Source organism: Rhizobium chutanense, from assembly GCF_002531935.1.
Classification (GTDB): Bacteria; Pseudomonadota; Alphaproteobacteria; order Rhizobiales; family Rhizobiaceae; genus Rhizobium; species Rhizobium chutanense.
Genome location: NZ_NWSV01000003.1, coordinates 73,552 through 92,013, shown reverse-complemented (window position 1 = coordinate 92,013; position 18,462 = coordinate 73,552). Strand labels below are relative to the sequence as shown.

Genomic DNA, 18,462 nt, shown 5'->3' with positions numbered 1-18,462 from the left:
GATACGTTCATATGTGGAATACCATCCTTTCAATATGCAGACAATGTTGGGCTGCCGTGGCAATTTTTACGTGCGCGCGATATGCGTTCAATCGGCGCAATGCTTTCAACTATGAGCTGTTTCTAATTTACGTGAGAACGTGAAGGGGGTTTATCGTGAACAAAAGTAGAAATGGCGTGGTAGGAATTCGAAGTGGTTTATTCTATGCTGCTGAAATATAGATATTATTCTATAACTTTGAAATAGCTGAAAAGCAAAGCCACTGGTTGTGTTATCTTTAATAAATCGCAGCGCGCGATTGAGTTCGAAACTCCCGCAACCGCGAAAGCGTCGCGGTTCGGTATCCCGTGCGATGGTGAAAAATATCAGAGCTGATACTGCGGAACGAACAGCATCCCGTCAAGGTTGTCTATGTTCTGGCAGTTCAGGACGGGGCAGCGCGGGTCGTCTTTCGAGGGGATGTGGGTCCACTCCGCATAATCGGTCGCATCGCAATAATGGCTGTTGCGGACATAGCGATCGTAAAGCGGCAAGCCACGGGGCGACTGGTAACGGAAGATAACGGCGCCCTGATTGTGGATGGCGGCGCGCACGCTGGCGCAGCTCATGGTGAGCGGGTTGTAGCGCGAAATCGCCAGCGCCGACGAGGCGGCGAGCACGAAGATGAGGGCAAGAGCGATTTTTTTCATCGAATCATCCTCAGAAGGCGTCCGATTATATATACGGAAAAGCCACGCCGCCGGTTTCACGAAAAATGCAAAAAAATGCGCGCCGTGTCGGCGGGCTTTCGGGAATGGAGAAGCGACCATGAACCACGACGCCTATACGGATGATTATCTCGCTGGAATCCTGCATTCCGTAAAGACCATCGCGCTGACCGGCGCGTCGCCCAATCCGGCGCGGCCGAGCAACGGCGTCATGGGTTATCTGCTGTCGCGCGGCTACGAGGTCATTCCCGTCAATCCGGGGCAGGCGGGCAAGCAGATCCACGGCCGCACCGTTTATGCCCGGCTCGCCGACATTCCCGTGGCGATCGACATGGTCGACATGTTTCGCGCCGCCGAATATCTGGATGGGGTGGTCGAGGAGGCGCTGGCGCTGCAACCGCTGCCGCAGATCATCTGGGCCCAGCTTGGCGTCCGGGACGATGCCGCTGCCGCAAAGGCGGAGGCCGCCGGCATCAAGGTGGTGATGAACCGCTGCCCGGCGATCGAGTACCCCCGTCTCATTGCCTGAGTCGCGGTTCGCTGAGGCGGATTTTCCACCGAACGCCCATGGGTTGAAACGGATCGCGATTAACTTTCATTCGCGGCAGGCTATGATCCTGCCCGTCAGCAACAACTGGAGGACGACATGGCCAAGAATGATCCGGGATTCAACACGTTGGCGATTCATGCCGGCGCCCAGCCCGACCCGGCGACCGGCGCGCGGGTGACGCCGATCTACCAGACGACTGCTTTCGTCTTCGATGATTCCGATCATGCCGCCGCCCTCTTCGGCCTGCAGGCCTTCGGCAACATCTACAGCCGCATCATGAACCCGACGCAGGCCGTGCTCGAGGAGCGCGTCGCAGCGCTCGAAGGCGGCACGGCAGCACTTGCCGTCGCCTCCGGCCATGCGGCACAGATGATCGTCTTCCACACCATTATGCGCCCCGGCGAGAATTTCATCGCCGCCCGCAGGCTCTATGGCGGCTCGATCAACCAGTTCGGCCATGCCTTCGAGAATTTCGGCTGGCAGGTGCGCTGGGCCGATTCCGCCGATCCGGCAAGCTTCGAAAGCCAGATCGACGAGAAGACGCGCGCCATCTTCATCGAGAGCCTTGCCAATCCCGGTGGCACCTTCGTCGATATCGCCGCCATCGCCGATGTCGCCCATCGCAACGGCCTGCCGCTGATCGTCGACAATACGATGGCCACCCCCTACCTCATCCGCCCGATCGAGCACGGCGCCGATATCGTCGTGCATTCGCTGACGAAGTTTCTCGGCGGCCACGGCAATTCGATGGGCGGTCTCATCGTCGACGGCGGCACCTTCGACTGGTCGAAGTCAGGCAATTATCCGATGCTGTCGAGCCCGCGGCCGGAATATAACGGCATGGTCCTGCACGCCACCTTCGGCAATTTCGCCTTTGCGATCGCTGCCCGCGTGCTCGGCCTGCGCGATCTCGGCCCGGCGATCTCGCCCTTCAACGCCTTCCTGATCCTGACCGGCATCGAGACGCTGCCGCTCAGGATGCAGCGCCACAGCGACAATGCGATCGCCGTCGCAAAATGGCTGAAGGCGCACAGCAAGATTGCCTGGGTGAATTATGCCGGCCTCGACGACGATCCGAACCACGCGCTGCAGCAGCGCTACTCGCCGAAGGGCGCAGGCTCCGTCTTCACCTTCGGCGTCAAGGGCGGCTACGAGGCGGGCAAGACGCTGGTCGAGGGGCTGGAGCTCTTCTCCCATCTTGCCAATATCGGCGACACCCGCTCGCTCGTCATCCATCCGGCCTCGACGACGCACCGCCAGCTGACCGACGAGCAGAGGATCGCGGCCGGCGCCGGCCCCGATGTGGTGCGCCTTTCCGTCGGCATCGAAGACGTCAAGGACATCATCGCCGATCTCGAGCAAGCGCTGTCGAAGATCTGAGATCAGAGGACTCCATGACGACCACGGCAAATTTCATCACCTTCGATATCGATGGCGTCGAAGCCGAGTTCGGCGCGCCGGAGCCCGACCGCATCATCTCCGGCGATCCGCAGTTCCGCAGCTGGAACCTGGAGGAGGCCGAAGGCGGCCTCTATTCCGGCATCTGGGAGGCGACGCCGGGCAAGTGGCGGATCGTCTACGAGGAATGGGAATATTTCAGCCTGCTCTCCGGCCATTCGATCGTGACGGAGGACGGCGGCGAGCCGGTTCACCTGAAGACGGGCGACCGGATGATCCTAAGACCCGGCTTCAAGGGAACCTGGGAAGTCGTTGAAACGACTCGCAAGGATTATGTGATCAAGGTTTGAGCCGAGGCGGCGAGCTAACGATGCCGGGCCTGTGCCGGTTTGCGGCGATTATGGCGCGTTTCTCCCAAAATGCCCGCGTCTCTTTCCTCAATAGAAGGCATTTGATCTTTCCAATTAATGGAACCTACATCGTCAACTGCTAGACCTTGTCTGCAGCGCATTGCGGACATGATGTCTCCTGCCGTCACCACAGACATGGCCTTACAATTGATCTTTTCGGGATTGGCATGTCGTCGAATCTTGCGGGTAGGCACGTTCGGACCCAAACGTCTTCCATCATCGCAACAACCGTTTGCTTCCTTGTCGTCGCCCTCGTGCTGACCGGCCTCATGGCTCATGTCGTCGCCACGATGACCCGGTCTGCGAACGAGATCGATGATGCCAGGGCCAGCCGCGCCGCCCGTGCGGCGATCGCAGCCTTTGTGGCCCGCCTGGGCTCGACGACGACGGACAATGCAGTGTGGGACGATGCCTATAAAGCGATGTCGTCTCCGACCGCCGCCGATTGGGCCTATGAGAATTGGGGAAAGACCAGCGAGGATTACGCGCTCTATGACGGCGCGATCGTCATCGGCCCCGATCGGTCTTCGATTATCTCCGCCTATGCCAAAGGCAAACCCTTCGAGCCGGGCGCATTTTTCGGCGAAGCCTTTTATCGCCAGGTCGGTGCTGCGGCCGATCCGGCGCGGGAGCCGGTCGTGAATTTCATCAAGACCGAAAGCGGTATCGCGCTGCTTTCATCGCAGGCAATCCAGCCATTCGAGGCCGCCGGCGAGCTTCCGAAGCTCAGCACGCTGAGCTTCTATAAGGAGTTTACCCAGGAAGTTCTCGACACGCTCTCGAACGAACATGAGCTCGATGGCCTGCACCTCGAGGCGGCGCCGAAGCCAGGATTTCTGAGCACGCCGATCACGGACATGAAGGGGGCCGCTATCGGCTATCTCGTCTGGCCCAGCAAAGCTCCGGGAAGCACGGTGTTTCGTCAGGTGACCCCTTATGTTGCGGCCGCTATCGCCATCCTTGTTCTGTTCCTGGTCGCCGTTCTGCTGGCCGGCGCGTCCGAGGCGCGGCGGCTGCGCCAATTGGCGCAAGCAGCGCTTTTCGAAGCGGGCCACGACAGCCTGAGCGGCCTGTTGAACAGACATGGGCTTCTCAGCCTGCTGGAGGATCTGCAGAGCTCGGATTCCTCACCACTCCAGCTCTATCTGGTCGATCTTGACGGCTTCAAGGCCGTCAACGATGCCTGGGGGCATGCGGTGGGCGACGATTTGATCCGGATGGTTTCGAGCGCGCTGACAGCCTGCCACCCCGAAGTCGTTGCCGCAGCCCGGCTGGGGGGCGATGAATTTGCGCTGGTGCACGTCGGATCCGCCACGTGCCAGGATATGGAAAAGACCATCCTGGCGCTGTTTGCCGAGCCCTTCAAAATCGACGGACGGACGATCGAGGTCGGAGCAAGCATCGGTGCTGCGACGCGCGACGGAGACGTCGAGCCGTTGGAGCTTCTGCGCAGAGCGGATATGGCTCTCTATCGTGCCAAGGCCAATGGCAGGGGTCAGGCGATCGAATACGACCCCGAACTCGACCAGGAGCGCCAACGGATCGCCGAACTGGAAAGCCTGTTGAAAAATGCCATCAGCAGCGGCGCCATCGAAGCGGTTTTCCAGCCTCTCGTTTCTGCCTCGACCGGTGCCGTGACCGGTCTTGAAGCGCTGGCGCGCTGGCGAACGGAAGCGGGAAATGTCAGCCCGGAGATTTTCATTCCCCTGGCCGAAAGGTGCGGCCTTATCGATGCGCTCGGCGTCCACATGCTGAGAACATCGATCGAGCATGCCAAGAACTGGCCCGATCTGGCATTGTCGGTGAACGTTTCGCCGGTTCAGCTCTGCAATCCGGAATTTGCCGCCGAGGTGATCTCGGTGCTGCAGGAGCTCGATTTCGATCCGAACCGCCTGACGCTGGAGATTACCGAAGGCGTTCTGATGACGAACCCGGATCAGGCCCGGCGCTCGATCGATCAGCTCAAGCGCGTCGGCATCAAGTTCGCGCTCGATGACTTCGGCTGCGGCTACGCCAGCATCGGTGCACTGCGGCAGTTCGGCTTCGACCGCATGAAGATCGACCGCTCGCTGGTCTCCGCACTCGACCAAGGCGCAAATGGCGCCGACGTCCTTCGGGCAACCATCTCGCTGGCGAGCGCTCTCAAGATTCCCGTGACTGCCGAAGGCATCGAAAACTCCCATCAGGCTGCGATCCTGCGAGATGCCGGATGCGATCAGCTTCAAGGCTATCTGATCGGAAAGCCCATGTCGGCGCACGATATCTCCGGAAAGCTGCGGGAAGACGCGGCGGCGTGATGCCGCTGGGGTTTCGGCATCCGCCCGGTATCGATGGCATGTGGCTGCCAACTCCGTTCCGAAACCCTGAAAACGACATTTCCCCGGATGACTGCGGTCATCCACCACCGGTGCCGTTCCCGATGTCGATCTACGACAACATCGCCTACGGCATTCGCCATCATGAGCGTCTCAGCAAGGCCGAGATGGACGTCCGCGTCGAGCAGGCGCTGCGCCCGGAGGTCCTGCTTCTCGACGAACCGACATCGGCCCTCGATCCGATCTCGACCGCCAAGGTGGAAGAGCTGGTCGCGCAACTGAAGGGCGAGTTCACTATCGTCATCGTCACCCACAACATGCAGCAGGCAAGCCGCATCTCCGACAACACCGCCTTCATGTATCTCGGCGAATTGGTGGAATACGGCCCGACCGCCGAGATTTTCCAGTCGCCCAAGGTCAAACGCACGGAAGATTATATCACCGGCCGCTACGGCTGATCAGCGATCCCGGGATCACCATCGCAGATCCAGCCGGTCCAGCCCGTGGAAATGGTAGACATCCTTGACCACGGGAGTCTTTGCCAGCCTCAGGCCGGGAAGCCGTGCAAACAGGATCGGCAGCACGACATTGAGCTCCAGCCGGGCCAGGGGTGCGCCGATGCAGAAATGGATGCCGGCGCCGAAGGAGAGGTTCGCCGCCTCGTTGCGATCGGGGCGGAAGGTGAGGGGATCGGTGAATTTCGCCGGGTCGAGATTGGCGGCGGCGAGAATGAGGCTGACCTTGTCGCCGCGCTGGAAGGAGACGCCGTCGATTTCGGCGGGCTCCAGCGCCCAGCGCTGGAAGATGTGAACCGGCGCGCAGATGCGCAGGGTTTCCTCGACGGTGCGTTCCGTCGCTGCTTCGTCGCGGAAGAGTTCCGCCGGATCCGAGCCGCTGTCGAGGATGGTGCGCACCGAATTGCCGATCTGGTGCACGGTCGCCTCGTGCCCGGCATTGAGCAGCACGATCGTCGTCGAGATCAGCTCTTCCTCGCTCAGATACTGGCCCTTGTGCTCGGTATGGATCATGTGGGTCAGCAGATCGTCGCGCGGGATCGCCCGGCGCTCTGCGATGACGGTCCTGACATAATCGGAAAATTCCTTCGCCGCCCGTTCGGCCTCGTCCTCCTGTTCGCGCGTGCGGCCGAACATGTACATGCGGACATAGGCGTGCGACCAGGCGAGCAGTTGCGGTCCCATCTCCTCGGGAATGCCGATCATCCGGGCGATCATCGTCACCGGGATGATGTCGGCAAAGGCCGAAAGCAGCTCGACCTCGCCCTTCTCCGCGAAGCCGCCGATCAGCCGGTTGGCGAGTTCGGCAAGCTCCGGCTTCATCTTCTCGACATGGCGCGAGACGAAGGCGCGGTTGACGAGCGTGCGCAGCCGCGTGTGCTCCGGCGGTTCGATTTCGAGCAGGGAATAACGTTCCGAGAGATCGAAACTGGTAAGATGCGGCATCGGCTCGGCAAGGCCGAGCTCCTCGCGGCTGGCGATATGCAGGATCTGCCGGCCGAAGCGGCGGTCGCGCAGCAGTCCGTTCACATGGTCGTAGCCGGTGAAGAACCACTGCTTCTGCTCGCTCCAGTAGAATGTCGGGCAATGGGCGTGAAGCGCGGCATAGACGGCATTCGGATTGCCGTAGAAGCCCGGATTGCGGGCGTCCAGCGAGACGTGGCGGCGGGTAGCGTCGATCGAAAGAAAGGGCGGTATCATCATGCCCCGAGGCTTAGCGGATTTGCCGGGCCTCGAAAAGATGTCGGGGCAGGGGGCGTTCTCGACCGCGCGTCCAAGGCTGCGCGGTCGGATGCTCCATCACTTGAGGATTTGCTCACAACCCCGAGAATCGATTCCGGTTTCCGGAGTCTTGACCTAGCCGGCACGCGACAGCGTGCCCATGCGCCGCAACGCCTCGACCTGATCGTCGACCGTCGGCACGAGTTCGCCGGCGGTGCTGCTCGGCGTGGCCGGCGCCGGGGCTGCGGCCTCGGCTTCGCCGAAGGTGACCGTGCAGTTGCGGCCGGCGGCCTTTGCCGCATAGAGCGCCCGGTCGGCAGCCGAGATCAGCTTGTCGATATTGGCGTCGATCGAGGCGGCGAGCGCGATGCCGATGCTGACGGTCGCCGGAACGATCGCTTCGCCGGTGCTGATGGGAAGACGGCAGAATTCGGTGCGGATCGCTTCGGCGATCGCCTCGGCTTCCGTCTGGTCGGCGACGGTGGCGAAGGCTGCGAATTCTTCGCCGCCCATACGGCCGAAGATGTTGTTCGGAATATACTGGCGGGCCATCCGCGCGAAGGCGGTCAGCACGGCATCGCCGGACTGGTGGCCGAAACGGTCGTTGACGCGCTTGAAATGGTCGAGGTCGAAGAGCATCACCGCGACCTGGCGCTGGTCGTCATGGGCCTTTTCCTGGATGGCGCCGAAATAGCCGAGCAGGCCGCGGCGATTGAGGACGCCCGTCAGCGAATCGGTCAGGGTGAGGGCGCGCAGGTGCCGTTCGGAGCGTTCCATGATCAGCCGGCAGGTGAAGGCGAAGGCGATGGTCAGCAGGAAGGCGCTTGCCATGGCGGAGGCGCCGCCGAGATTGGTTGCCTCGATATCGCTCGGCAGCGTCAGCGCCATCGTCAGCGCCGAGCCGAAACACAGGCAGCCCTGGATGACGAACACGCCCATCAGCTTGACCCGGGTGCGCTCGCGGCGCATGTCGCCGGCGGCAACCGCGAGCGCCAGCGCCGTCGCACCTGTCGCCGAAGCGAGATTGTAGAGCACCACCCGGTTCGAATAATCGTTGTTGACCCAGGGCAGGAACACACCGGCCAGCCAGATCGCCGGCGGCAGCAGCGCCCACCATTCGATCCGCTTGCGGTCGAGCGCCAGAAAGCCCGCCACCCAGGCGCTCTGGCCGAGCAGCGCAATGGCATTGCCGATCTCTATGGACAGCACGCTGGGGACCTGGCCGCGCAGCGCGATCATCGCAAAGCCGATGCCGGTCAAAAGGAAGCCGAGGCCCCAATAGAGATAGGCCTCGTTGCGGACATTGTGGCGCCAGGCGACGAACAGCACCAAAGCGAGCGTCATGGCCTCCGAACACCAGATGGCGAGACCTGTAGCGATATTGAACACGGCAGCAACCCCTTGCCCGTCGGCCCCTCTCTGTTGGGCCTTTGCCTGTCGGCCCTGTGCAGGCCTGTCTGTTGGGTCGCATCCTTGCCGAGGAAGTTCGCCACTTCCTTAATGTTGCGGCACTGCGGCATGGTTTTCGGCCGATATCTGCCGGTAGGCTTTCCGTCGGGTAAACGTGTGTGAGCATCGTCGAATGGAGTAAGGCTTCCTTCATCTTGTCACGGAGAAAAGCCGGGGGAGACGGCGCCGAGGGCTCGCCGTCGACAGGCGTTTGGGGGAAAGAGGCTCCGAACGGCCGCCTTGCCCCGCCTTCTTAACGTTATCCCAATGCGTGTCTTGAAGAGGAGGGCCGGGACACTCTATGTAGGGATAAGACATTTTCTTTGATTCCCGGCGCCGGCCGGCGAGACGTTGACAAAGGACGCACATGAGAAACCCAGTCGATACCGCAATGGCCCTCGTGCCGATGGTCGTGGAACAGACCAACCGCGGTGAACGCTCCTACGACATCTATTCCCGCCTGTTGAAGGAACGCATCATCTTCCTGACGGGTGCCGTCGAAGACCATATGGCGACGCTCGTCTGCGCTCAGCTTCTCTTCCTCGAGGCCGAAAACCCGAAGAAGGAAATCGCCCTCTACATCAATTCGCCGGGCGGCGTCGTCACCGCCGGCATGGCGATCTACGATACGATGCAGTTCATCAAGCCCGCGGTTTCGACGCTCTGCATCGGCCAGGCCGCCTCCATGGGCTCGCTGCTCCTGGCTGCCGGCCACAAGGACATGCGCTTCGCCACCCCGAATTCCCGCATCATGGTGCATCAGCCTTCGGGCGGCTTCCAGGGCCAGGCTTCGGACATCGAGCGCCACGCCCGCGACATCCTCAAGATGAAGCGCCGCCTCAACGAGGTCTATGTCAAGCACACCGGCCGCACCTATGAGGAAGTTGAAAAGACGCTCGATCGTGACCATTTCATGGATGCGGACGAAGCCCAGGGCTGGGGCGTCATCGACAAGGTTCTGACGTCGCGCCTCGAAATGGAAGGCGAGCAGGCCTAGTAATTAATTGGGATGGTGTTTTCCTCGCCACAGTTCTATCTCATTTGTGATCGAACAAGGCTTTCATCCGGCGACGAAGACGCTAATAGTAACTATTAATGCTATGTTGAATTTTTGTGACATAGCATTTGGCATTCGAAGGGGAATTCGTTGCCGCCGGAACCCGGACATGATTGATTGGGCCCGGTTCGTAGCCCCTGAAGCCCTTCTCGGCAAAGGCTCCGGAAACGGAGTGCCGCCAGGAGCTGATAGAGTGGACCGCGATTTCGCCTTGAAATGCGGCGTGCTGGAAGGAAAGTGATATGAGCAAGGTCAGCGGCAGCAACGGCGGCGACTCCAAGAACACGCTTTATTGTTCGTTCTGCGGTAAGAGCCAGCACGAAGTCCGGAAACTGATTGCCGGGCCGACCGTCTTCATCTGCGATGAATGCGTCGAATTGTGCATGGACATCATCCGCGAGGAGAACAAGTCCTCGATGGTCAAGTCCCGCGACGGCGTTCCGACGCCCCAGGACATCATCAAGGTTCTCGACGAATATGTCATCGGCCAGCGGCAGGCGAAGAAGATCCTGTCGGTCGCCGTGCACAACCATTACAAGCGCCTGGCGCACGCCTCCAAGAACGGCGAAGTCGAGTTGGCGAAGTCGAACATCATGCTCGTCGGCCCGACCGGCTGCGGCAAGACCTATCTTGCCCAGACGCTTGCCCGCATCATCGACGTTCCCTTCACCATGGCCGATGCGACGACGCTGACCGAAGCAGGTTATGTCGGCGAAGATGTCGAAAACATCATCCTGAAGCTGCTGCAGGCGGCCGACTACAATGTCGAGCGTGCCCAGCGCGGCATCGTCTACATCGACGAAGTCGACAAGATTTCGCGCAAGTCCGACAACCCGTCGATCACCCGTGACGTCTCGGGCGAGGGCGTGCAGCAGGCGCTCTTGAAGATCATGGAGGGCACGGTCGCTTCCGTTCCGCCGCAGGGCGGCCGCAAGCACCCGCAGCAGGAATTCCTCCAGGTCGACACGACGAACATCCTGTTCATCTGCGGCGGTGCTTTCGCCGGCCTCGACAAGATCATCTCCGCTCGTGGCGAGAAAACGTCGATCGGCTTCGGCGCCACGGTGAAGGCCCAGGACGACCGCCGCGTCGGCGAAGTCCTGCGCGAACTGGAGCCGGAAGATCTGGTCAAGTTCGGCCTCATCCCCGAATTCATCGGCCGTCTGCCGGTCCTTGCGACGCTCGAGGATCTCGACGAGGACGCGCTGATCCAGATCCTGTCCGAGCCGAAGAATGCGCTGATCAAGCAGTATCAGCGCCTGTTCGAGATGGAAGACGTCGAACTGACCTTCCACGAGGATGCGCTGCGCGAAATCGCCCGCAAGGCGATCGTCCGCAAGACCGGCGCTCGCGGCCTGCGCTCGATCATGGAGAAGATCCTGCTCGACACGATGTTCGAACTGCCGACGCTGGAAGGCGTGCGAGAGGTCGTCATCTCCGAGGAAGTGGTGCGCGGTTCGGCCCGTCCGCTCTACATCTATGCCGATCGTCAGGACGAAAAGGCCAACGCTTCGGCGTGATCTTGCGGCTTTCCTATGATTATTTTGGGGGCTTGCCATCGGCAGGCCCCTTTCTATTTGAAAAACCATCCAAGGCGCTGTTAGTATTTTGCCGGTGGGGACGGGAATTGCCTTTGCCGATGTTGCGCAAAGGAGAGTGCTTGGCAATGATGCGGTGATTCCGTAAGCCTCTTGTTGGCGTTTGTATTTTAGCCGGGCCGGAAGTGGTAAGCGCCGGTCCAGCCACGCGCTTCATAGTGTTGGCGTTCCGTTGTAACAAAGCTGTCACATCCGGGGAACGCGGGCGTTAGCGTGGCTTGAAAAGCGTAGTCAGGACCTCCACTTGTAGAGCCAAGTGAGAGTGCCGGCCGGTCCCAAGCGGCCGTGCAGAGAGCCCGGCAACGGGACGATGGAAAGGACTAAAAAATGACGAAGAAAACGTCTGTAGCGAGCAGTACTGCCTACCCTGTTCTGCCTTTGCGCGACATCGTGGTTTTCCCGCATATGATCGTGCCGCTGTTCGTCGGACGGGAAAAGTCGATCCGTGCGCTTGAAGAAGTCATGGGTTCCGACAAGCAGATCATGCTTGTGACGCAGATCAACGCCAGTGACGACGATCCGGATCCTTCGGCGATCCACAGTGTCGGCACCGTGGCGAACGTGTTGCAGCTCCTGAAGCTGCCCGACGGCACCGTCAAGGTTCTGGTCGAAGGCCGCGCCCGCGCCGAGATCGATACCTATACCAGCCGCGAGGATTTCTATGAGGCGCTCGGCCATGTGCTCGAGGAACCGCACGACGATCCGGTCGAATTGGAAGCTCTGTCGCGTTCGGTCGTCTCCGAATTCGAGAGCTATGTGAAGCTCAACAAGAAGATTTCGCCTGAAGTGGTCGGTGCTGCCAGCCAGATCGACGACTATTCCAAGCTCGCCGATACGGTCGCCTCGCATCTGTCGATCAAGATCACCGAGAAGCAGGAGATGCTGGAAACCACCAGCGTCAAGGCTCGCTTGGAAAAGGCCCTCGGCTTCATGGAAGGCGAGATCTCGGTCCTGCAGGTCGAAAAGCGCATCCGCTCGCGCGTCAAGCGCCAGATGGAGAAGACCCAGCGCGAGTACTACCTGAACGAACAGATGAAGGCGATCCAGAAGGAACTCGGCGACGGCGAGGAAGGCCGCGACGAGATGAGCGAATTGGAAGAGCGCATCGCCAAGACCAAGCTGTCCAAGGAGGGCCGTGAAAAGGCCGATGCGGAGCTGAAGAAGCTGCGCCAGATGAGCCCGATGTCGGCGGAAGCCACCGTCGTGCGCAATTATCTGGATTGGCTGTTGGGCATCCCCTGGGGCAAGAAGTCGAAGATCAAGGCCGATCTCAACAATGCCGAGAAGATCCTCGAAGCCGATCACTTCGGTCTCGACAAGGTCAAGGAGCGCATCGTCGAATATCTGGCCGTGCAGGCCCGTGCCACCAAGATCAAAGGCCCGATCCTGTGCCTGGTCGGCCCTCCGGGCGTCGGCAAGACCTCGCTCGCCCAGTCGATCGCCAAGGCGACCGGCCGTGAGTATGTCCGCATGGCGCTTGGCGGCGTTCGCGACGAAGCCGAAATCCGCGGTCACCGCCGCACCTATATCGGCTCGATGCCCGGCAAGGTCATCCAGTCGATGAAGAAGGCGAAGAAGTCCAACCCGCTCTTCCTGCTCGACGAGATCGACAAGCTCGGCCAGGATTATCGCGGCGATCCGTCTTCGGCCCTGCTCGAGGTGCTCGACCCGGCTCAGAACTCGACCTTCATGGACCACTATCTGGAAGTCGAATACGACCTGTCGGACGTGATGTTCATCACGACGGCGAATACGCTGAATATTCCGGCGCCGCTGATGGACCGCATGGAAATCATCCGTATCGCCGGCTACACCGAAGACGAAAAGCGTGAGATCGCCAAGCGGCATCTGCTGCCGAAGGCCATCAAGGAACATGCGTTGCAGCCGGAAGAATTCTCGGTCAGCGACGACGCCCTGATGGCGATCAGCCAGCAGTACACCCGTGAAGCCGGTGTGCGCAGCTTCGAACGCGAACTGATGAAACTCGCCCGCAAGGCGGTCACCGAGATCATCAAGGGCAAGACGAAGTCCGTTCACGTGACGGCCGCCAACATCTCCGACTATCTGGGCGTTCCGCGCTTCCGCCACGGCGAAGCCGAGGGCGAGGATCAGGTCGGCGTTGTCACCGGTCTGGCCTGGACGGAAGTCGGCGGCGAGCTCTTGACCATTGAAGGCGTGATGATGCCGGGCAAGGGCCGCATGACGGTCACCGGCAATCTGAAGGACGTCATGAAGGAATCGATCTCGGCGGCGGCCTCCTATGTCCGCTCGCGCGCTGTCGATTTCGGCATCGAACCGCCGCGCTTCGACAAGAGCGACATCCACGTGCACGTGCCGGAAGGCGCGACGCCGAAGGATGGCCCCTCGGCCGGCGTCGCCATGGCGACCGCGATCGTCTCGATCATGACCGGTATCCCGGTGAACAGGCATGTCGCCATGACCGGTGAAATCACCCTTCGCGGCCGGGTGCTGCCGATCGGCGGTCTCAAGGAAAAGCTGCTGGCTGCACTTCGTGGCGGCATCAAGAAGGTGCTGATTCCGGAGGAAAACGCCAAGGATCTGGCGGAGATTCCGGATAACGTGAAGAACAGCATGGAGATCATCCCGGTCTCCCGCATGGGCGAGGTAATCAAGCATGCGCTGATCCGGCGGCCGGAGCCGATCGAATGGGACGGCACGGTGGAAACGCCTGTCATCACATCGGTCGAAGGCCTTGATGAGACAGGCGCAACCATAGCGCATTGAATGGCCTCGGCCACATTTATGCCCCATTGGAGCAAAACACGGAAAAAGGCTGGCGAAAACGCCAGCCTTTTTTGTGAAAACGTCATGGAGACGCTTGCTTTTCCTTGATTTGCAGGGCTTTTGGGTTCCCGGCGGGCCTGATGAAACCTATTCGGCGCCTAGCTTACTATTGAGTCGTTTCATACCATTTAGAAAGGGGTGGAAACATGAACAAGAATGAACTCGTGTCCGCAGTCGCCGAAAAGGCAGGACTGACGAAGTCTGACGCGGCTTCCGCTGTTGACGCGGTTTTTGACGTTGTCCAGGCTGAACTCAAGAACAAGGGCGACATCCGCCTCGCGGGTTTCGGCAGCTTCACCGTTTCTCATCGCGCCGCAACGAAGGGCCGCAACCCGTCGACGGGTGCTGAAGTCGATATTCCGGCTCGCAACGTGCCGAAGTTCACGCCCGGCAAGGGCCTGAAGGACGCCGTCAACGGCTGATCTGGGATTGTCCGCCAGCCGGAAACGAGACCGGCTGTGCAGGATTTGAGAGGGGGTTCGGCTTGCCGGACCCCTTTGCTGTGCCGGACCTTTTTGGTTTGGCTGACCTTGCCGCTGAGCTCCCTTTGATCTACGAGATTTCTGTTCTCAGGGCGGGGTGAAACTCCCCACCGGCGGTAAAGGGCTTCGGCTCAAGCCCGCGAGCGCCTGCTTCTGCGCCATGCGGGAGAAGGGTCAGCAGATCCGGTGCGATTCCGGAGCCGACGGTTAAAGTCCGGATGGAAGAGAATGAGTGTCGGCCGTGCGAGGGGCAGGGGGCTGCCCTGTGTCGCCTGGTCGTGGCTCATACGTCCTGATTTATGTTGGTCCCTAAGTCGTGGATGAAAGACATGAATCAGACTTCCCTCGCTGGCGAGCCGTCCCGCGCCGTTGTCGGCGCCCTCTGGATGGTCCTTGCCGGCATCGCTTTTTCGCTTCTCAACGTCGTCACTCAATGGCTGACGATGAAGCTTGCCTTCCCCTCGGCCTCGGCCGCCTTCTGGCAATACGGCTTCGCCTTCCTGTTTTCGCTGCCCTTCCTTCGCCGGCTCGGCCTTGCGGCGATGCGCACGCGCTATCCCTGGCGCCACGTCGCGCGCGTCGTGCTTGCCGCCCTGGGCGTCGAGGCGTGGGTTGCCGGTCTTGCCGCCGTGCCGATCTGGCAGGCGATCGCACTGGTGATGACCTCGCCCTTCTTCATCATTCTGGGCGCCCGGCTTTTCCTCGGTGAGCGCGTCGGTCCGGCCCGCTGGGCGGCGACCGCAGCCGGTTTCACCGGCGCGATGATCATCCTGCAGCCATGGTCGGACGGTTTTGGCTGGGCCGCACTCCTGCCGGTGCTCTCGGCGCTGCTGTGGGGCGCCTCGTCGCTGATCACCAAGAGCCTGACCGGCATCGAGCGACCGGAGACGATCACCGTCTGGCTGCTCGTTCTGCTGACGCCGATAAATGGCGGCCTGGCGCTTGCGGCGGGCTTTGCCGTGCCGACGGGTGCTACCCTTGCCCTGTTCCTGCTGGCGGGGCTCTTGACCGCGGCGGCGCAGTATTTTCTGACGCTTGCCTATGCCGCGGCGGACGCCGCCTACGTCCAGCCTTTCGACGATCTGAAGCTGCCGCTGAATGTGCTGGCCGGCTGGCTGTTCTTCGGTTATGCGCCGGCGGGTTACCTCTGGCTGGGAGCGGCCCTCATCCTGTCCGCCTCGCTCTTCATCATGCGAAACGAGATGCGCAGAGAGCGCAAACCCGCCTGATCTGTTCGGGGGCAAAATGTCGCATCTGTCATGCCTCTGTCACGCCGCTCCCGCAGAAAACTCATGTTTCGAATGTTCGACACATGGGGGATGTCATGACAATTTCATCGCGCAAGGCAGCGCTTGCTGCCGTGCTTCTCGCATCCGTTGCCTTTCCGGCTGCGGCCGAACCGGTCTTCAACCGGATCGCCTCTTTCCCGGTGGCCCGGAACCTGCCTGATGACAAGGATAAGCTTTCGGCCACGTCGGCCGAAATCATTACCGCGACCGACGACGGCAACACGCTGATCTATAGCGACAGCCCGCTCGGCGCGATCGGCTTCATCGACATTACCGACGCCAAGGCCCCGAAGGCCGGCGGCGCGCTGATGATGGATGGCGAGCCGACATCGGTCACTTCCAGCGCCGGCAAGGCGCTGGTCGCCGTCAACACCTCCGAAAGCAAGGGCAAGCCGTCGGGCCGCCTTTCGATCGTCGACGTGGCGACGAAGAAGATCGAGAACAGCTGCGATCTCGGCGGCCAGCCGGATTCGATCGCCCTCAACAAGGACAAGACGCTCGGTGCCATCGCGATCGAAAACGAGCGTGATGAAGAGGTCAATGACGGGAAGATCCCGCAAATGCCGGCCGGCGACCTCGTCGTCTTCCAGCTCAAGAACGGCACTGTCGATTGCGGCACCATCAAGCATGTGGCGCTGACCGGCCTTGCCGGCGTCGCGCCCGAAGATCCGGAGCCGGAATTCGTCGCCTTCAACGGCTTGAACGAGATTGCGCTGACGCTGCAGGAAAACAACGAGATCGTCATCATCGACGCCAATAGGGCTGCCGTGAAGACGCACTTCTCCGCCGGCAGCGTCGATTTGGCCGGCATCGACACCAAGCGTGACGGCGCCCTGAAATTCACAGGCGAAGCCAAGGCCGTTCCGCGCGAGCCAGACGCCGTGAAGTGGCTGGATGATAACCGCCTCGTCATTGCCAATGAAGGCGACTACCAGGGCGGCTCGCGTGGCTTTACCATCTTCGACAAGACGGGCAAGCTTCTCTACGAATCGGGCGCTTCCTTCGAACGCGCCGTCGCTCATATCGGCCACTATCCGGAAAGCCGCTCGGGATCGAAGGGCGTCGAGCCGGAGGGTCTGGAAGCCGCCAAGTTCGGCGATGAGCAGTATTTCTTCCTGCTCGCCGAGCGCGCTTCGGTCGTCGGCGTCTACAGGGATACCGGCGCCGATCCCGAGCTCGTGCAATTGCTGCCGTCGGGGATTTCGCCGGAAGGCGGGATCGCCATTCCCGCACGCAATCTCTTCGCCACAACCAACGAACTCGACCTCGGCAAGGACGGCGGCGCCCGCTCGCACGTGATGATCTATCAGCGCGGGGAAGGTGAAAAGGCCTATCCGCAGATCGTCTCCGCCGACAAGGACGGCAACCCGATCGGCTTTGCAGCCCTTTCGGGTCTCGCCGCCGTTCCTGGCAAGCCGGGCATGCTCTACGCCGTCAGCGACAGCGTTCTCGGTTCGCAGCCGACGATCTACACGATCGACGCCAGCCAGAAGCCGGCCGTCATCACCGACGCCCTCGTCGTCAAGCGTGACGGCGCCCCGGCCCAGAAGCTCGACATCGAAGGCATCGCCGTTGCCGCCGACGGCTCCTTCTGGCTCGCCTCGGAAGGTTACAGCGAGCGTCTCGTCCCGCATGCCCTTTACAACGTCAATGCCAAGGGCGACATCAAGGCCGAGATCGCCCTGCCGAAGGAGCTCGTCGCCAACGAAATTCGCTACGGCTTCGAAGGTGTGACCATTGTCGGCACCGGCGACGATGCGACGCTGTGGATGGCGGTCCAGCGCGAGTGGGCTGACGACGAGAAGGGCTTCGTCAAGCTCGTCTCCTACAATCCGAAGAGGAAGGAATGGGGCGCGGTGCGCTATCCGCTTGACAGGACGGAAAGCGGCTGGGTCGGCCTGTCGGAAATCTCGGCTCACGGCGACAGCGTCTACATCATCGAGCGCGACAACCTCATTGGCGACGCCGCCAAGCTGAAGAAGCTCTACAAGGTGGCGATCTCGGAGCTGAAGCCCGCCAAGCTCGGGACAGAGCTGCCTGTAGTCAAGAAGACCGAAGCCCACGACTTCCTCGGTGAACTCAAGACCGCCACCAATGGCTATGTGCTCGACAAGCTCGAAGGCTTCACCTTCGACGCCTCGGGCAAACCTTACGCGGTTACCGACAATGACGGTGTCAGCGACTCCTCCGGCGAGACCCTGTTCTTCCCGGTCGAGCTGAGCGCGACGAACTGAGTGGTCATAGACCGAACAAATGAAGGAGGCCGGGCGAAAGTTCGGCCTTTGTCGTTGTTGGATCGTATGGCCGTCCTGCCGGCGGGCGGACGGAGGGCCAAGCCCACGTAAAAAGCGCAGCTGCGCCCGTATTCCTCGCTGCCCTTGCTCCAGAAGCCACCCCACCCTCCGTCCTCCTCGGGCTTGACCCGAGGATCCACGCTGGCCTTTATCGTCAGCGGGCATGGATCCCAGGCTCGAGGCCTGGGATGACGGAGAGTGGGGGCTGTTCTTGCCAAACTCGACGTCGGCGCAGCGGATAGATGCGTCGCGCTTCATGATCCAACGAACTGCCGCGTGGCCCCATCATCCGCCCTGCAGCCACCCGCTGGGGAGAAGAGGAAATCGAGCGGTCGCAGCTATCCCCTTCGCCCGGCAGGTGGGCGTCTCGCC

14 protein-coding genes, 1 pseudogene and 1 riboswitch are annotated in these 18,462 nt (G+C 61.3%); of the genes and pseudogenes, 11 read left to right on the top strand and 4 right to left on the bottom strand.

All coding sequences use genetic code 11. The features are described from left to right. Positions 1 to 365 precede the first annotated feature (365 nt). The gene (locus CO666_RS05450; protein WP_097611098.1) at positions 366 to 689 is read right to left on the bottom strand and encodes a hypothetical protein; all 324 of its coding nucleotides are present in this window, start codon (positions 687 to 689) and stop codon (positions 366 to 368) included. A gap of 118 nt (positions 690 to 807) precedes the next feature. Here CO666_RS05450 and CO666_RS05445 point away from each other — a divergent pair, with 118 nt between their 5' ends. The 3 genes from CO666_RS05445 (at position 808) to CO666_RS05435 (ending at position 3,005) form a co-directional block, all read left to right on the top strand. Continuing rightward, positions 808 to 1,236 (top strand): CoA-binding protein, encoded by a 429-nt coding sequence (locus CO666_RS05445; protein WP_097611097.1) that lies wholly within the window; start codon positions 808 to 810, stop codon positions 1,234 to 1,236. A 117-nt stretch (positions 1,237 to 1,353) separates the two neighbouring features. Then, complete coding sequence (locus tag CO666_RS05440; RefSeq protein ID WP_097611096.1) at positions 1,354 to 2,637, top strand: O-acetylhomoserine aminocarboxypropyltransferase; 1,284 nt, start codon at positions 1,354 to 1,356, stop codon at positions 2,635 to 2,637. Between the two features lie 14 nt (positions 2,638 to 2,651). After that, positions 2,652 to 3,005, top strand: a complete 354-nt coding sequence (locus CO666_RS05435) for a cupin domain-containing protein (RefSeq protein ID WP_097611095.1) — start codon at positions 2,652 to 2,654, stop codon at positions 3,003 to 3,005. 14 nt (positions 3,006 to 3,019) lie between these two features. Here CO666_RS05435 and CO666_RS34045 read toward each other — a convergent pair whose 3' ends face one another. Further along, entirely contained in the window at positions 3,020 to 3,343 is a 324-nt protein-coding gene (locus CO666_RS34045) for a hypothetical protein (protein ID WP_179869613.1), read from the bottom strand. Here CO666_RS34045 and CO666_RS05430 point away from each other — a divergent pair. Beyond that, positions 3,233 to 5,362: a bifunctional diguanylate cyclase/phosphodiesterase gene (locus CO666_RS05430; RefSeq protein ID WP_097611094.1), complete on the top strand. Its 2,130-nt coding sequence runs from the start codon at positions 3,233 to 3,235 to the stop codon at positions 5,360 to 5,362. The two genes, CO666_RS34045 and CO666_RS05430, sit on opposite strands and share 111 nt — an antisense overlap. A 107-nt stretch (positions 5,363 to 5,469) precedes the next feature. Continuing rightward, a pseudogene (locus CO666_RS05425) lies at positions 5,470 to 5,838 on the top strand (phosphate ABC transporter ATP-binding protein); the annotation flags it as partial. Positions 5,839 to 5,853: 15 nt separating this feature from the next. Here the strand turns inward: CO666_RS05425 and CO666_RS05420 are convergent. Both CO666_RS05420 and CO666_RS05415 read right to left on the bottom strand, forming a co-directional pair. Beyond that, positions 5,854 to 7,098, bottom strand: coding sequence for a cytochrome P450 (locus CO666_RS05420; RefSeq protein ID WP_097611093.1), 1,245 nt, complete (start codon positions 7,096 to 7,098; stop codon positions 5,854 to 5,856). 153 nt (positions 7,099 to 7,251) lie between these two features. Continuing rightward, entirely contained in the window at positions 7,252 to 8,505 is a 1,254-nt protein-coding gene (locus CO666_RS05415; protein WP_097611092.1) for a GGDEF domain-containing protein, read from the bottom strand. A 427-nt stretch (positions 8,506 to 8,932) separates the two neighbouring features. Between CO666_RS05415 and clpP the strand changes: the two genes are divergently transcribed. The 6 genes from clpP (at position 8,933) to CO666_RS05385 (ending at position 18,030) form a co-directional block, all read left to right on the top strand. After that, complete coding sequence (gene clpP, locus CO666_RS05410; RefSeq protein WP_003573944.1) at positions 8,933 to 9,562, top strand: ATP-dependent Clp endopeptidase proteolytic subunit ClpP; 630 nt, start codon at positions 8,933 to 8,935, stop codon at positions 9,560 to 9,562. A gap of 302 nt (positions 9,563 to 9,864) precedes the next feature. Next, complete coding sequence (clpX, locus tag CO666_RS05405) at positions 9,865 to 11,142, top strand: ATP-dependent Clp protease ATP-binding subunit ClpX (protein ID WP_097611091.1); 1,278 nt, start codon at positions 9,865 to 9,867, stop codon at positions 11,140 to 11,142. Positions 11,143 to 11,547: 405 nt separating this feature from the next. Next, entirely contained in the window at positions 11,548 to 13,965 is a 2,418-nt protein-coding gene (gene lon / locus CO666_RS05400; protein WP_097611090.1) for an endopeptidase La, read from the top strand. 206 nt (positions 13,966 to 14,171) lie between these two features. After that, positions 14,172 to 14,447 carry a DNA-binding protein HupB gene (gene hupB, locus CO666_RS05395; protein ID WP_003558438.1) on the top strand — a complete coding sequence of 92 codons (276 nt, stop codon included), beginning with the start codon at positions 14,172 to 14,174 and terminating at the stop codon, positions 14,445 to 14,447. 139 nt (positions 14,448 to 14,586) lie between these two features. After that, a riboswitch (FMN riboswitch) is annotated at positions 14,587 to 14,741 on the top strand. An 86-nt stretch (positions 14,742 to 14,827) separates the two neighbouring features. Next, the gene (ribN, locus tag CO666_RS05390) at positions 14,828 to 15,736 is read left to right on the top strand and encodes a riboflavin transporter RibN (protein WP_425352400.1); all 909 of its coding nucleotides are present in this window, start codon (positions 14,828 to 14,830) and stop codon (positions 15,734 to 15,736) included. A 95-nt stretch (positions 15,737 to 15,831) separates the two neighbouring features. Further along, positions 15,832 to 18,030, top strand: coding sequence for an esterase-like activity of phytase family protein (locus tag CO666_RS05385; protein WP_097611399.1), 2,199 nt, complete (start codon positions 15,832 to 15,834; stop codon positions 18,028 to 18,030). The last annotated feature ends 432 nt before the right edge of the window (positions 18,031 to 18,462 follow it).